This window comes from Clostridium sp. FP2 (assembly GCF_011065955.2).
GTDB lineage: Bacteria > Bacillota > Clostridia > Clostridiales > Clostridiaceae > Clostridium_AD > Clostridium_AD tagluense.
In genome coordinates this window covers 1,239,938-1,255,607 of record NZ_JAAMNI020000001.1, presented here as the reverse complement: position 1 = coordinate 1,255,607, position 15,670 = coordinate 1,239,938, and the positions used below count along the sequence as shown (strand labels likewise).

General features: G+C 28.6%; 12 protein-coding genes. 1 reads left to right on the top strand and 11 read right to left on the bottom strand.

Annotation, left to right across the window (positions count from 1 at the left end):
• The first annotated feature begins 81 nt into the window (after window positions 1–81).
• Window positions 82–654: a hypothetical protein gene (locus G9F71_RS05815; protein ID WP_164949991.1), complete on the top strand. Its 573-nt coding sequence runs from the start codon at window positions 82–84 to the stop codon at window positions 652–654.
• 151 nt (window positions 655–805) lie between these two features.
• On the opposite strand, the gene G9F71_RS05810 is transcribed toward G9F71_RS05815, so the two are convergent.
• From G9F71_RS05810 to G9F71_RS05760, 11 genes are all read right to left on the bottom strand, one after another.
• The gene (locus tag G9F71_RS05810) at window positions 806–1,624 is read right to left on the bottom strand and encodes a CsxC family protein (protein WP_164949992.1); all 819 of its coding nucleotides are present in this window, start codon (window positions 1,622–1,624) and stop codon (window positions 806–808) included.
• A 124-nt stretch (window positions 1,625–1,748) separates the two neighbouring features.
• Window positions 1,749–3,287 carry a CsxC family protein gene (locus tag G9F71_RS05805; protein ID WP_164949993.1) on the bottom strand — a complete coding sequence of 513 codons (1,539 nt, stop codon included), beginning with the start codon at window positions 3,285–3,287 and terminating at the stop codon, window positions 1,749–1,751.
• A gap of 135 nt (window positions 3,288–3,422) precedes the next feature.
• Complete coding sequence (locus tag G9F71_RS05800) at window positions 3,423–4,196, bottom strand: CsxC family protein (protein ID WP_164950107.1); 774 nt, start codon at window positions 4,194–4,196, stop codon at window positions 3,423–3,425.
• Between the two features lie 625 nt (window positions 4,197–4,821).
• On the bottom strand, window positions 4,822–7,191 hold the full coding sequence (locus tag G9F71_RS05795; protein ID WP_164949994.1) for a glycoside hydrolase family 31 protein: 2,370 nt from the start codon (window positions 7,189–7,191) through the stop codon (window positions 4,822–4,824).
• 360 nt (window positions 7,192–7,551) lie between these two features.
• Window positions 7,552–9,120, bottom strand: coding sequence for a M56 family metallopeptidase (locus G9F71_RS05790; protein ID WP_164949995.1), 1,569 nt, complete (start codon window positions 9,118–9,120; stop codon window positions 7,552–7,554).
• Between the two features lie 5 nt (window positions 9,121–9,125).
• Window positions 9,126–9,497 (bottom strand): BlaI/MecI/CopY family transcriptional regulator, encoded by a 372-nt coding sequence (locus tag G9F71_RS05785; RefSeq protein WP_164949996.1) that lies wholly within the window; start codon window positions 9,495–9,497, stop codon window positions 9,126–9,128.
• A 233-nt stretch (window positions 9,498–9,730) separates the two neighbouring features.
• Window positions 9,731–10,696: a DUF4367 domain-containing protein gene (locus G9F71_RS05780; protein WP_164949997.1), complete on the bottom strand. Its 966-nt coding sequence runs from the start codon at window positions 10,694–10,696 to the stop codon at window positions 9,731–9,733.
• Window positions 10,686–11,261, bottom strand: coding sequence for a sigma-70 family RNA polymerase sigma factor (locus tag G9F71_RS05775; protein ID WP_164949998.1), 576 nt, complete (start codon window positions 11,259–11,261; stop codon window positions 10,686–10,688). Before G9F71_RS05775 ends, G9F71_RS05780 begins: the two co-directional genes overlap by 11 nt.
• Before the next feature lie 266 nt (window positions 11,262–11,527).
• Window positions 11,528–12,817 (bottom strand): S41 family peptidase, encoded by a 1,290-nt coding sequence (locus G9F71_RS05770; protein WP_164949999.1) that lies wholly within the window; start codon window positions 12,815–12,817, stop codon window positions 11,528–11,530.
• Window positions 12,818–12,858: 41 nt separating this feature from the next.
• Complete coding sequence (locus G9F71_RS05765; protein WP_164950000.1) at window positions 12,859–14,877, bottom strand: FtsX-like permease family protein; 2,019 nt, start codon at window positions 14,875–14,877, stop codon at window positions 12,859–12,861.
• The gene (locus G9F71_RS05760; protein WP_164950001.1) at window positions 14,877–15,632 is read right to left on the bottom strand and encodes an ABC transporter ATP-binding protein; all 756 of its coding nucleotides are present in this window, start codon (window positions 15,630–15,632) and stop codon (window positions 14,877–14,879) included. Before G9F71_RS05760 ends, G9F71_RS05765 begins: the two co-directional genes overlap by 1 nt.
• Window positions 15,633–15,670: the final 38 nt, after the last annotated feature.

Sequence of the window (15,670 nt, the reverse complement as noted above, 5' to 3'; positions counted from 1 at the left end):
ATATTATAAAGTAGGTATTTATGCCTTAATAAAAGGAAGAATTTCAGGTGCCTAATTTCTATAAGAAAGGAGTATTTTTCTATGATACAATACAATAACTGTGATAAATTAAATATATTAAAACTAATTATTATTATCAATATTCTGCAGCAATCATATTATAGTGAAAATATTAATAAATTTTCTAAAAAAAACTCACCAAATATTAAGCTTAAAAACAATATAGACCTAAATAATTCAAGTGTCAAAAGGGATGCAAAAGGTATAATGGATTTAGACCGTATATTTCCTATGCAAGAAAAAAATATAGAAGATGATACAAAATGTATAAAAGATAAAATTAAAATTAATACCAATAATAATAATAATAATAATAATAATAATAATAATAATAATAATAATGATAATGATAATGATAATACTAATACTGATATTGATACTAATACTCCTGACAATTATATTTATGAAATTACTGAAAATATAAATACTAATCATAATGAAAACTTCATATCACCAGTTCCCATCATAATATCAAAAATAAATATAGATATTCCTATTGAATCCACATTTAAATTAAAAAATGCTACATTAGATGTAGAAAACATCAAAAATCAGATATATTTAACTAATAGTAAGGTACTCCCCATGTATTAGCAATAAATCTTTTATTAACATTTCATAAAAACAAGGTGTATCCATTTAATACAGAAAGAATTATGTATTAAAAAACAGGAACATAAGATTTACTCTTATGTTTACTGTTTTTTGTATTCTAACAATCTCATGCAGTTATTGTAGACATGTACTAAACTGCCGTAACTCTTACCTGCTGATTTTGTAATACTTTTAGCGTTAAATTTATCACTACTTTTTCGGTTAGTTGTGTAACCCTTTGCTCTGTAGAAGTTTCACAATTTGAAGTTGGATTTGTGTGAATATCAACTTCAGTAACATCTGCCCTTACTAATTCAACATAGGGTTTTTCATTATAGAATTCTGTGATAAAGAAACTCTGATCGCAAGGATTACGTCCAAGTACAGAATCTGTACAATTATCGCAACCTTCAAGTTTATCTGTAAAAAATTCTATTTCACTTGGAGTGGTGTTTTCATTAAAAACAGGTGGCCTAAGGAAAGTAACTCTAGTAGTAAAGTTAAACGGAACTTGAACTGTACAGTGCCTTATATCTCCACATACATTTGTACTTGTACCTGATGGACAAGTTTGAGTTGCATACTCAATATTCTTTCTAACAAAACCTGCTATAAATAATATCCCAGTGCCAGTACGGCTGTCTTGAGAAAATGGAATTAAGCGAGATTGGGTTAGAAATACATTCTTTTTAGTACGTTTAATTTCCATAACTACTTGGTCAAATGTGATAGTAGCTTCGACAGGAATTATTATTTTTGTCTCTGCTAGCACAACGGGGAGCTTAACTACTGTATTCCCAGGACAAATAACAGTAGGAATTACATCAATTTCTTCTGTTATTGTTTCAGCTTGAGTAGTGACTGTTACACAATGATTATTTTTTAAACAACAATCTGCAATATCTGCAATATACGAATCATTACCCGTGTTTATTTGATTTTCTTGATTTAATTTAGAATCAATATTCATAATAAATTATCCTCCTTTTGAATTAACGAAAGTATACTTATTGTTCAAGAGTTAGTGAACTGCTCGGTAAAATATAAGATTTATAGTGTAATCTTTATATTATATACTATTACAATTTATGTTTTTACGTTACAGAACTACTAATTTTTTTTGAAATATCTACATGTTGATTTTGTAATAATTTTATTGTTAGTGATAACACTACCTTTTCAGTGATGCTGTGAAATCCTTGTTCTAAAGGTATTTTATACTCTTTATTTATTGGGTTTTCAAGAATATCAGATTCAATAATTTCAGCACTAATTAATTCACAGGATACTTTTTCATTAAAGTATTCGATTATTTTAAAACTTTGTTCTCGGGTATCTCCTCCAATTATGCCTTCTTCACAGGGATTAAAAACTTTAATGCTAGTTTTTAGTATTTTCACTTCATCTTGATAATTATTTGGTTTAAACTTGGGGTAAGTCTTAAACGTTACTCTGGTAGTACATTTAAAAGGAACTTCAGCTGTAGCATGTTTAACCCTTCCGCATGATACCCCCTTATCATTATGCTCTTTAGTTGTGTATTCTATATTCTTCCTAATAAAGCCATCTACAAATAGTATTCCTGTATTGGGTTTTCCATCTTCAGAGTTAGGGATAAGTTCGCACTGATTTAAATATACATTTTTTCTAATGTGTTTAATTTCTAATACAACATCCTCTAGCTTAAGCGAAGACTCAACAGTAATAGTTAGAGTACATTCTGTTAACACTACTGGAATTTTTACTGTTACAGGCTCTACAGCGACTTCTGAAGTATGAATAATATTCTCACAAAGAGGTAGCATTTCAGAAGTAACCATTGTTTTAAAATTCACAATTTTAACCTCGTCCACTTGATTATTAGGCGTATCTTTAGAAAACTCTTCTATTGGAATGGTATTGTGATTTTCTTCTAGCAAGTCTTCATTATATAAATCTTCAAAACAAGTATAATTCTTATTTTCTAAGCTATCGTCCTTGGATAAGTTGCAGTTTTCATCTTCTACATTGTTTTCTAAGTCCTCCTTGGATAAATCAAGGTTTTTGTCTTCTACATTATTCTCTAATTCATCATCCTTGGATAAATTACAGTTTTCATCTTCTACATCATTTTCTATGTCATCCTCCTTGGGTATATCAAGGTTTTTGTCTTCTACATTATTTTCTAAGGGAACATAGTTATTATTTTCTGCAATATAAGTTTTAAAAAAATTAAGTAAATCCCTTTCTATAAAATAATTTTTATCATGCTCCCTTTTTTGATCTACTTCGTCATGATGTTTTTCGTGATGTTTTCTTTTATGTAGCTCACTATTATGATTCTTTTTATGATGCTCTTCATTATTGTTTCTTTTATGCCGATCATCATTATGACCTTTTCTATGTTGCTTTTCATCTTGTTTTCTCTTATGACGCTCATCATTATGATCCTTTTTATGTTGTTTTTTATCTTGTTTTCTCTTACGCCGCTCATCATTATGTTCCCTTTTATGTTGCTTTTCATCTTGTCTTTTTTTATGCTGATCATCATCATTATGATCCCTTTTATCTTGCTTTTCATTATAATGTTCTTCATCACATTTTTTCTTATGTCGGATATCATCATATTCCATTGAATTGTTTATTCTGAACACAACTTCTCCTCCTATTCAAAATACTATAGTCTAAAAAACTTTAAATGTAACCCTTCCTAAGAAAGAGACCCAAAACCACTCTTAGTAAGCTTTGGGTCTAGAGCATATAAATTAATTAATATCTAAAATTAAAGATTAAACTGCTGTAATTCTTATTTGTTGGTTTTGTAAAACCTTTAGTGTTAAATTCACTACTATTTTTTCGGTGAGTTCCGTGAACTTTTGCTCTGTAGGAGTTTGACAGTTTGAAGTTGGATTTGTGTGAATATCAATTTCAGTAATATCTGCCCTTACTAATTCAACAAAAGGTTTTTCATTAAAGTATTCTGTGAAGGAGAAATTTTGATCGCAAGGATTACGTCCAAGTACTGGATCTGCACAAGCATCGCAGCCTGTAAGTTTATCTGTAAAGAATTCTAGTTCACTTGGAGTAGTGTTTTCAATAAAAATAGGTGGTCTAAGGAAAGTAATTCTAGTAGTGAAATTAAAGGGAACTTGAACTGTACAATGCCTTATATCTCCACATACATTTACATTTGTATCTGATGGACAAGTTTGAGTTGCATACTCAATATTCTTTCTAATAAACCCTGATATAAATAGTATTCCAGTGCAATTACGGCTGTCATTAGAAAATGGGATAAGACGAGATTGAGTTAAAAATACATTCTTTTTAATACGTTTAATTTCCATAACTCTTTGGTCTAATGTGATAGTAGCTTCAACAGGGATTGTTATATTTGTCTCTGCTATTACAACGGGGACCTTAACTACTACATGTCCAGCAGCAATAACAGTGGGTGTTACATCCATTTGTTCAGTTATTGATTCAGCTTGAGTAGTAACGGTTGCACAAGCCGGCCTTTCTACAGAACAAGCTGCAGTTTGAGAATCATTACACTGTCCCATTTCACTATCTTTATATTTATAATTAATATTCATAAATAATATTATCCTCCTTTTAATCTAACAAAATATAATCTGTGAATTTTGTATATCTATTACACTAAATCTACTACATTCTACCTCAACTCTTACTGCTAAAAATTTCGTGATACTCTCTGTAAAATGTAGGATTTATGGTGTAATCTATAGTATATACTATTACTATTTATGCTATTGTGTTACAGAAAAAAGGGTTAGAAAATAAAGTTTCTATAATTTATTCTGCATGATTAAATGATCTTAAATGTAAAAAAACAGGAACATAAGATTTAATCCTATGTTCCTGTTTTTTTATATTTAAGATCTAGGTTAACTGCTAGTGAAAAACATTTAGTTGCGTAAAAGGCTAACCTTATTTAAATTTATTATAGTATAATTTCTAATTTTTTTATAAAAAATTCTTTCACATATGTTTAAATAAAAATAATATGGCGAAACTATTAAATGTTAAGTGAAGTTTATCTTATTCTCCTAACAAATAAACTTCATTTTCTAAATTCACTCAGTTATACTATATCATATTCTCTAAAAACTCTTTCAAATAGTAAAAACCCCAAGGTAGCTTGGGGTTTTTATTGTTTGCTCCTTATTATCTTATGAGTATCTTTGAGTTTTTAGCTAAAACTACAAATGTAGTTTTTTCAAACTCATCCTTATTAATGTTAAAATCAATTGCTTTTCCATCTACTAATATTTCTCTAGCAATAAAATTGTTAATATTAAATGTAAATCTTTCATAAGTTGTTTTATAATTATTATGAACATTATCTATATTTAAAACTACTGCTTCCTGTGACGCTTCCATAGTAAATTCATATAAATTATATTCGCCATCCTTGTATTTAAAACTTTCACCATCATCTCCATAATGGATATATTTCCCTTTACCTAAATACACATCAAGTATAAGGTTTTTATTCTGAGCCTCACCTACATAACTTTGTGGCTCATAACTCGGAATTATGCTACCAGCCTTAATAAATATTGGACATACATCAAGAGGAGTTTCCCGAAGTATATATTTTTCTCCTTCTATAACTTCTTTTGTCCAGTAATCTATCCAAGTTCCCTTTGGCAAATATACAGTTCTTGCCTTTTGACCCTGCTGCACAACCGGTGCCACAAGAATATTCTCACCAAACATAAATTCATCATTTATTTCATAAGTTTTTTCATCTTGCTGATAATGTAACATTAAAGCCCTCATTACTGGAAGTCCAGCGTTCTCTGAGACCCACATCAAATCATAAAGATATGGAAGTAGCTTATATCTTAATTTTATATATTTTCTATTTATCTCCTCAGTTACTTTATCAAAAGCCCAAGGTTCTTGATCTCTTGTATGCATTGCTGAATGATTTCTAAATAATGGGGTAAAGCATCCTACCTGTACCCATCTTGATAAAAGCTCTGCAGTGCAGTCAGAACTAAAGCCACCTACATCGGTGCCACAAAACGTAATCCCACTAATCCCTAGATTCATAAGCATAGGAAGAGACATTCTAAGATGCTGCCAAAAACTTTGATTATCTCCTGTCCAAGCAGTAGCATATTTTTGAGTACCTGCATAACAAGCTCTTGTTATAACAAAAGGTCTTTTTCCTGTATATTTTTTTATACCTTCAAATGTTGCCATTGACATAAGGTGCCCGTACACATTATGAATTTCTGTATGGTCGCTAAGTCTACCATCATTATTAAACATAACATCATCTGGTAGTGGCCCTCTAAAGCTAGCAGGTTCATTCATGTCATTCCATATTCCTTCTACTCCAGCATCCATCATGATTTTTTGATTTTCACTCCACCATGTGCGAGCTTCCGGTTTTGAGTAGTCTGGATATAGTGAATCTCCTGGCCATACTTCATTTACATATGGAATTCCATCCTTATCTGTAGCAAAATAATTATTTTTAATACCTTGATCATATATACTGTAACCCTTATCTTTTTTAACACCAGGATCAATTATTGTAACAAGTTTAAAGCCCATTTCTTTAAGTTTTTTTATCATTAATTTAGGATCTTCAAACTTCTCTTTATCCCAGGTAAATACTCTATACCCATCCATATAATCAATATCTAGATATAGCACATCACAAGGTATGTCTTTTTTTCTAAAGTTTTCAGCAATCTCCATCACTCTATTTTCTGATGCATAACTCCATCTGCACTGTTGATAGCCTAATGTCCATTTTTGCGGCAGTGGTGTCTTACCTGTAAGATATGTATATCTATCTAGTATATCTGTAATCTTTGGTCCTGCTATAAAATAATAATCTAAATTGCCATCGTTTGCGCCAAAGTAATAGTAGTTAGAATTTTCCTTACCCATATCAAAGTTAGATTTAAAAGTATTATCAAAAAATATTCCAAAAGCTTGTTTCTCTCTTAGAGTAATGAAAAAAGGTATAGATTTATAAAGAGCTTTATGACTTTCTACATGTGGTGATGGATCATCAGTATTCCACATTTCATATTGATAGCCCTTTTTATTTAAAGGTCCTGTTTTATCTCCAAAACCATAAAAGTATTCATTTCCCTTCATAGTCTTAATCACTTCGATTTTATGTAAATCGTAATTGTTTTCTGTTTTGTGTCCTTCTCCCTCACCAATACTACCATTACCCCGCCTTATGAAGGGTTCTCTGATACCTCTATAATCTTCACAAAGTGCTATACCGTTTACATCAAAAAAATCCACTTTAAAATTATCATATACTAAAACCTTTACAGTTTCTGTGTGAATTTCTATTCTATCCTCATAGCCAGTTACTTTTATATCACAACTTTGAGCTTTCTCACCTTCAATAGCGCGAGAGAAATGTTCCTCTCTTTTAAAAGCTGCAAATACATTTATTATGTATGGAGATATTACTTCTATTTCTCCTATTCTCTTTTCAAAACTTATTTTTATTTTATTTCCTAAACGTTCAAAGCTTTTAATTTTTCCAAACATCTTGCATCTTACCTTCTTTCCTATAAAATCATATTTTATTAGATTAAGGCATCTTCAAAAAAATATCCAGCCATCTTTGACTTGTTATTTTTTCTTATGCTTAATCACTTATATAATAATTTATTCCGTGCTTTAAGTCTATGATTTTTGAATTTTCTATAAGTATGCACAAATTCCATATATTAAATTTGTACATACTTATAGAACAAAGGTTTATAATAAAAGTTTTAATTAAATCATTATCAAAAAAAGCTTTATTATTAAATGTTTATTTAATAATAAAACTTTTTTTGTTAGAAATGATACTATTTTTTTAATCTATTATATTTTCCACTTATAATAAATCAAATTTACAAAATACTATTTCGATTTTTTCAATACATAATAGTAAGGAATCATATCTCTAAAGCTGTAATCTCCGCTTTTCCATTCAAAGAACATATAACTCTCTCCCTCAATCTCTTTTATGAAATATTGACTAGCAGTGCTATCACCTTTATGGCAAATAATACCATTTGTCCATGTTTCCCAATCATGTGCTGTCTTTCCTTCTTTTTTAAATTCCATATCCTTTAAATACAAATCCTCCTTCCACTGCTTTTGGTTTGGTTTAAAATCCACTATATCACTAACAAAATCTACACTTTCCCATTTTCCAATAAGCTTTGGATCATTTTCAAAAGTAAAATCTGTATTATCAACTTTTCTACTTTTACCTTCTTTATCTGTTATATATTTAGAGGTTATGGTGAATGAACCAACTTCTTTACTTGTAGTTTGTTTTGTTTTATCTATTTTAGTAGTTACTGTTATATCTTTATCATTAGTCTTAGCAACACCTGTCTTTGCATCAGTTAAGGTAACTATCCCACATGCTAGTAGTACTACTAAAGAAGTTGCTGTTATTCTACGTGAATTTTTTTTGAATGATTTTATCATAGTAATCCTCCTCTTAAAATCAGATTTATTATTTAACATTCCAGCAAGCATGTCAACCTTTGGAAGCTTACTAGAATGCTGGATAAGATTTATTATTGTAATTCCATAATTCCCAATTTTATCTGTTTCAACATAATTAAGCGACATTGCATCGCAACATATTTCTATATCCTTTTTCATTTGCTTAAAAATATACCAAATAAAGGGGTTGAACCAATGTAAAACACATATTATCCTTATTAAATAATTTATAAATATATCTTTTCTTTTAAAATGAGAAAGTTCATGAAAAAATATATTTTTTAAATCATTTTCACAAGCCTCTTGAATTAAATCATATGGAAATAATATCTTAGGATTTACTAAACCATATATTGCAGGACTTTTAATACCGGAAATCTTAACAACAGGTATATCTTTATTTACTCTCATGCTATGTTTACATTCTTCTACTATATCTAAAATTCTTTTATCAGTTACTATTTTTCTTCTGCAAATATTCCTAGAAAACTTTATGTCTACAATAATGGTATTAACCACTAATATAAGAACTCCAATTAACCATAAAATAAACGGTATTTTATAGTTAATTTTATTTATATAAAAAGCTTGACCATTATTAATTGTTCCTACTTTGGGATTGTTTTTATTTTCAATTTCGAAATTCAAATCTTTATTACCACTAAAGTTTATTTTCTCATTTAAACTGGACTTCTTGTCATAATCAATGCCCTCTAATGCACGCATAGTAATAGGTTTATTTGCTGTAACCGGAAAAAAATTGAATATGCTATAAGAACTTTGAGGTACTATAGGAATAATTAGCCTTGCTATTATTAAAAAATACAGAGCATATTGAACCTGTATAGGTAATTTATTTTTTAACAGCCTCTTTACTATCTGAATTATTAATACTAATACACTACTGATTAATGATAAATGCAGTACCCATTTAAATATAATAAGTAAATCAAATATTAACCTTTCCATAAAAATTACTTCCTATCCTTTAATATACGTTCAAGTTCAGCTATATCTTCTTTAGTTAATTTATCATCTTCTATAAAGTTTAATACCATGTTTTTAACTACACCATTGTAAACCCTTTTTATAAAAGATTTACTTTCTTCCTTAATGCAGTCTTTTTCACTTACTAGAGGATAATAATAATAACTCCTGCCTTCAGCGTTAAAATTTATAACACTTTTTTTTAGTAACCTACTTATTAAACTTTTCACAGTTTTCGGCTGCCAATTTGTACCATTCTCTAATAGTTCTATTATCTTGCTTGATGTGCACGGATGTTGCTCCCATATAATTTTCATAACTTCCCATTCTGCTTCTGATATATTTGGTATATTACTCATTCCCCCCCCTCCTTTCTAGGATTACAAAAGTAATCCTTAATGTTATATTACATCTGTAATCTTTTATTGTCAATATGTAATATATTAAATCATAACCCATAATATTGTATATTTTTCACCTGCCTTTTTATTATAGTTTTTACCAACAACTCACCTAATTCTCACAAAAAATAACAAATCAAATATAATGATATATTTGACTTGTTATTTACTTTCATATTCATTAATTATTATTATTTAATAGATTCTGCAATCTTTATTAATTCACTCTTAGTAATTCCTCCTCTACCTGATAAATTATAAAGCGCATTTTTAGTTTCCCAATCAATGTTTCTATTTTCACTTATTACAGCATTTACCCCATTAATTTTTATTTCTTCAATCGTACCGTCTGTTCCAGATGCAAATTTCGTGGTTTCATCTGGAAACCTTTGTTGCATAAATATAAACTTCCCTGTCTCCTTATTAGTAAAATACAAATCAATATATTTACTATTTTTAACTTTTGTTTCATTTTTCTCCTTATAAACTTCTGCTCTATCAAATTTATATCCTTTTGGCAAAAACGTTGGAAGCTTAACATCAAAGCAAGTATACTCATTTAATTTAGTAGAATCTTTTACTTCAACAACCCCCTCTTTGCGCATTTTTTCATCTTCAGCCACAGTTATTATTTTACCATCCTGCATATTAGCAATTTTCTCACCTTTTACTGTATATAATTCTTTCGCATTTCCTACTGTAAGTACTTCTATTGACTTTCCTTGTTTATCAAAAACTTTACCTTTAAATTCATCTGGAACTTTCACTTCTTTTATTTTAGATGGTTCCGTTTGTACAACACTTATATGTCCTAAAGATATAGTTCTTATTACTTTATCAGCTATATCTCGAGCAAAGGATGTTTGCATTAAAGAAACACTTACTATACATATCGCTGCGACTGAAATAGCAGCTTTTTTGAATTTATTGGATTTTTTCATGATATTCTCTCCTTTATTTTCACTTATACTTTTTAAAGTTTTATTATATACTGCTTGTTTATTGCTATCTTTGCTAAAATCTTTATTTGATATATTCTTACTAAATTGTAAAAGTTCATTATATTCACTAGGCTCTATTTTTTTCTTATCCTCTATACCATTAAAATAAGCATCTATTTCTCTAGAAAACTTGTCTTCAATTCTCTTATTTCTCATATCGTTCCCTCTCTTCCTCGATTTTCTTTTTTAGCTTTTTCATTGTTCGATAAAGTATTACTCCAACATTGCTTTCCGTAATATCTAATATTTGTGCTATCTCCTGATTTTTAAGATTTGCACCAAACTTAAGTGAAACAATATTTCGGTCCCTATCATTCAAAATCTTTAAAGCCTTTGAAAGTTCACTGTTACTTTCTGCTGATAATATTATGTCTTCTGGTGTTTTTTCTCTTGATACTAAGTCCTTAATTGTGTCAAAAGAAAATAATTTGTGTTTTTTTAAACTTCTAAAATAATCATTTACTATGTTTCTAGCTATAGCAAACATCCACACCTCAAAAGGTGACTTACTTTGAGAATACATATCTATTTTAAATATTATTTTTTCAAAAACCTGACTTGTAAGGTCTTCAGATGTTTCAATGCTATTAACACGATAATACATATAGTTGTAAACTCTTTTGTAATAGCTTTCAAAAATATGAGCAAATTCTTCTTCTTTACATAATTCTTCTGTAATTTCTTTTTTATATGAAATATCACACAACGCAAGTTGCTTCATCTTCCCCCCCCTTTTTTTTATTGTTTTTTTACTCGGCCAAGTAATCTCATATGTTAATACGTAAAATTTTTCATTCCATTACATATATTTTAATGTTTTTAATATATATGTAAAACAACTTTCTATTCTCACTAAGAAATGTCCTTAATTCTCTAATTCAAAAACATTACTTAACCTTACAATTTTGAAATGTAACTAACAAACAAAAACTTCCATTTTATGCTACGTCCCTTGAGGTCGTAACAAAAACTGGAAGTTCTTGTTTTCTATTTAATTCTTAAAACAATATCTAAAACAAAATCTCTATTATTAATATAATCTTCAATAGAATTTTCAACTATAATATCTGGTACCAAGGAATCTACACCTTTAGGTACATTTTTAAAAAACTTAGAAAGTTCAATATATTTTGTTGAATATTGAACAGATATTTTTGAATTAGGCAATATAAAGTCCTGGACCTCTCCAAAATGATCTAATTTTCCTGAGGTAGGTTCACCAACAAAAATTGCATTAGTTTCTTTTAATTCTGCGGAACTGCATATAGCTGCTGAAAAAGTATTACGACCTACTATAACAAATAATTTGTACTTTTTATTAATATTTTTATTTTCTTTAATTTTATTTATTAATGGTCTTATAATTTTTTCACTTCCACCTCCATTGTTTCTCAAATCAATAATAAGCTTATCTGCCTTATTATCATCAGTGATTTTAATTACTTTATCTGCAAATTCTTCATAAGGTTTATTCTTCATATCCCTACAAGAATTATACTGTACATACATTGTATTAGAATCCTTTAAATACTCAAACCAATAATTTTCCCTTGGATTTCTTAAATAAAGGGGCAACTCCTTAGAGTCTCCTTTTTGCACAATCTCTATCTTTTCCTTTCTATCCATCGCTTCAATAATAATATTAAACTGTTCACCATCTTTTTTCTCTAATGTTAATTCAAGTTTTTCTTTATTTGACGTAATATGCAGTCCATTCATAATGTCTGGATTCATAATTATTGTAGGTGTTTTTTTCTTAATCTGTGCACTATTTTCATGAGGTATAACAGAAGAAATGTCCGTGCATACCGATTTAATATCCTCATTATTTATCTTCACAATCTTACAATAAAGTATCTTCTCATATTTTAAAATTGTATCAGTTATATATAACTCCTCGTTAAAATATTGTGTCATTATTGGGTAGAATGTTTTTGTCTTTTCATAAACACTTGTATGCGAATCTCCTACTTTAGCAACAATTTTATATAAGCTAATTTTAATTTCATCATCATTCATATTAGGTATTGAATTTTTCAAATCTTCTACTTCTTTATAAAACTGTTCTTTTTTCATATTTGCAAATAAATTTATGTGCTTTTTAGGAAGTTCATTTTTCAAATGATCTATATCCTCAATCCACATTTTATTTCTTTCGCTATTATTCATTGCATATACATTGTTATTAAAAAAACTTCCAATAAAGATATTTTGAAATAAAACACTTAAAAATACTATTAAACATACTCCTTTAAACTTTACTGATTTTCTGTTCATAATTTTTACCCCCTAAAAAAATTAATATACTTACATTTGTGCTACCCAACTACCTCACTAATATACCTCCCCCTTGTAATAAAGAAAGCTACTATTTGTAAAACTATATAAGCCGAAAATACGCAAAGTGATTTATTAAACATATAATCTCCATTTTGTACAACTCCAAATATTACTGATAAAAAATATGTTATTAAACTAACAGCCAAAACTACTGGAGTAAAAAAGATTATCGCCAGTTCTTTTGTTAAAACCTTTGATACCTCATTATCTGTCATGCCTAGTTGAACCAGTTTTTTTACCCTTTGCTTTTCCTCATCAACACTTGTTAATACCTTAAAATACAATACCACTCCACTGGATATTAAAAGCATCATTCCTAAAAATGAACTTGAGAAAAGAATAAAGCCATTTTCTCTTATACTTTTTTCTAAAATTTGCTGTTTAAATTTAGGTTTTAAAGATTCATCTCCGTGATTTAACTTCTTTAATTCACTTAAAATACTATTAAAGCATTTATAATCCTTAGAGCCTTTTAATTTAATTAAATGGTCATAAGAAATAACCTGTGGTCCTAACTTCTCTTTTATTCTTTTATAATCTTCATCATTAATTATAAGAGCTGTTCCCCTTGAATAATCTAATGAGTAAAATTCATTAGTATATATGCCTTCTATATATTTCTTTTTACTTTTATCAACATATATATAACTGTCCTTATCCATAGTAGCTAAGAAATTCTCTATCCGTGCATTCTTATCTTCTTTAAGCTTTGCGATTTGTTCTTCTTGTTTAGCCAAGTCATTGAAATTAATTATTACGTCACTATCTTTAAACTTATTATCTGTATTAGAGTTCGATACCTGTACTAGTTCTCCAGTGTTTACAATAATATTTGTATTCATGTGATTATTGTAATTACTCTGGCTTATGACAGCAATATTTCTACCATAGTTCATAACCTTACCTTCATAAGACCTATAATCCATAAGATTTACGCTTTCTAAAAGTTTATGCTCCTTTATTTCTCCACCACTCGCTTGTGCTATGTTTTTAAGTTCCTGGTCTGATATTTTATTAAATTTAGTATTTTCGATAAAGCCAAAATCATAAGGATACATAATATTTATGTTTTTTTCTATTGTGCCATACATACTATATGTCATACTTATAAAAGTAATAGCTGCTGCTGCCAATATTAAAACTAAATAAATAACATTTTTATAAGACATAAACTTATGCTGCACACTTGATAATACTAAAAGATTATTATTGTATGTCTTTTTAAAATTCACAAGTACTCTATTTACCATAACTATTAGTGATCCTATTACAAAATAAGGTGCTATTATTGTTATTATAATAATTATGAGTATTGAACTTTCAAATCCTATAAATATTTCTTGCTTAACTATTTTAGGAAAAAGATACATTGCTGCTATTAATGCTATCAAAGCTATTGTTCCTATTATAAGATTACTCTTACCTACCTCTGCTCTAGAAGAAGATTTTATAAGGTCCATTATGGACAGCTTTCCTACAAAAATTAACTGAAATATTGAATTTATTAAGAAAATAATTAGGGCTATAACTATACACAGAGAATAAGTCTTTATATTTAGACTAGGTCTAAAATTATCAATCCAAAGTATTTTACCTATTACCATATAAAACAGCCTAGAAAATAATGTTCCAACTATCATACCTGTTACCATCGACGCAAACAATATTAGAATATTTTCAGTAAATAATATCTTCCTTAAATCCTTAGTAGTAACCCCTAAAGTCAAATATACTCCAAATTCTTTTCCCCTATATCTTATAAAGGATATAGTTGTATAGGAAATAAATACAATTGAAAATGAAATCATTAACACCAACATAGGTATATAGTTTCCTTTAAAAGCATTGGCCTCAGAGGCCTCCATAAATTCCTTACTAAATATTAGACTACCATACATTAGTAGAACAGCAATAATAAAGCTATTAGCTATAAAATAAGCTATATATTTTTTAAAATTAAATTTAATATTCTTTATTATTATAGAAGAAAAAGTCATTATCTCTCCCCTCCTATAACACTTTGTGCTTCTAGAATTTTATCAAAGAATTTGTTTCTATCACCATCTGATATTATTTCTAATCTTATAGCCCCATCCTTTATGAAAATTATTCTTTTACAGAAAGATGCTGCAAAGGCATCGTGCGTTACCATAATTACCGTAGAGCTTTTTTCCTCATTCATATTCTTAAAAGTTGTCATTATACTTTTGGAAGACTTTGAATCCAAATTACCTGTTGGTTCATCCGCAAATATAACTGAAGGTTTACATATGAGTGCTCTCGCTGCTGCTGTTCTTTGTTTTTCTCCGCCCGATATATTATAAGGATACTTATTTTGTAGCTCTTCTATACCTAAGTACTTCATAATATCTTTAGCTCTCTGCTCTATTTCCTGGGGATTAACTTTATCTATTATTAAAGGAAAGGCTATGTTCTCTTTAACACTTAAGCTATCTAAAAGATTAAAATCTTGAAATATAAAGCCAACCTTCCTTCTTCTAAATAAAGCTAGCTCATCCTTTTTCATTTTAATAATATCCTGTCCATTAATATGAACTTCTCCTGATGTAGCTTTATCTATACCAGATAATATATTTAATAGCGTAGTTTTTCCACTTCCACTAGGTCCCATTATGCCTATAAACTCACCCTTGTCTACATTAAAACTTACCTCATTAAGGGCTATAACCTCCTTTGCCTCTTTAAAAGCATTATAAACTTTAGTAAGTTTTTTAATTTGCAATATCTCCATATAAATCCACTCCTTTATTGTAATTTAAGTATAAATCT

Coding starts and splice junctions, on each gene's coding strand:
- G9F71_RS05815 (WP_164949991.1), top strand. CDS start 82: ATGATACAATACAATAACTGTGATAAATTAAATATATTAAAACTAATT.
- G9F71_RS05810 (WP_164949992.1), bottom strand. CDS start 1,624: ATGAATATTGATTCTAAATTAAATCAAGAAAATCAAATAAACACGGGT.
- G9F71_RS05800 (WP_164950107.1), bottom strand. CDS start 4,196: ATGGGACAGTGTAATGATTCTCAAACTGCAGCTTGTTCTGTAGAAAGG.
- G9F71_RS05795 (WP_164949994.1), bottom strand. CDS start 7,191: ATGTTTGGAAAAATTAAAAGCTTTGAACGTTTAGGAAATAAAATAAAA.
- G9F71_RS05790 (WP_164949995.1), bottom strand. CDS start 9,120: ATGGAAAGGTTAATATTTGATTTACTTATTATATTTAAATGGGTACTG.
- G9F71_RS05785 (WP_164949996.1), bottom strand. CDS start 9,497: ATGAGTAATATACCAAATATATCAGAAGCAGAATGGGAAGTTATGAAA.
- G9F71_RS05780 (WP_164949997.1), bottom strand. CDS start 10,696: ATGAGAAATAAGAGAATTGAAGACAAGTTTTCTAGAGAAATAGATGCT.
- G9F71_RS05775 (WP_164949998.1), bottom strand. CDS start 11,261: ATGAAGCAACTTGCGTTGTGTGATATTTCATATAAAAAAGAAATTACA.
- G9F71_RS05770 (WP_164949999.1), bottom strand. CDS start 12,817: ATGAACAGAAAATCAGTAAAGTTTAAAGGAGTATGTTTAATAGTATTT.
- G9F71_RS05765 (WP_164950000.1), bottom strand. CDS start 14,877: ATGACTTTTTCTTCTATAATAATAAAGAATATTAAATTTAATTTTAAA.
- G9F71_RS05760 (WP_164950001.1), bottom strand. CDS start 15,632: ATGGAGATATTGCAAATTAAAAAACTTACTAAAGTTTATAATGCTTTT.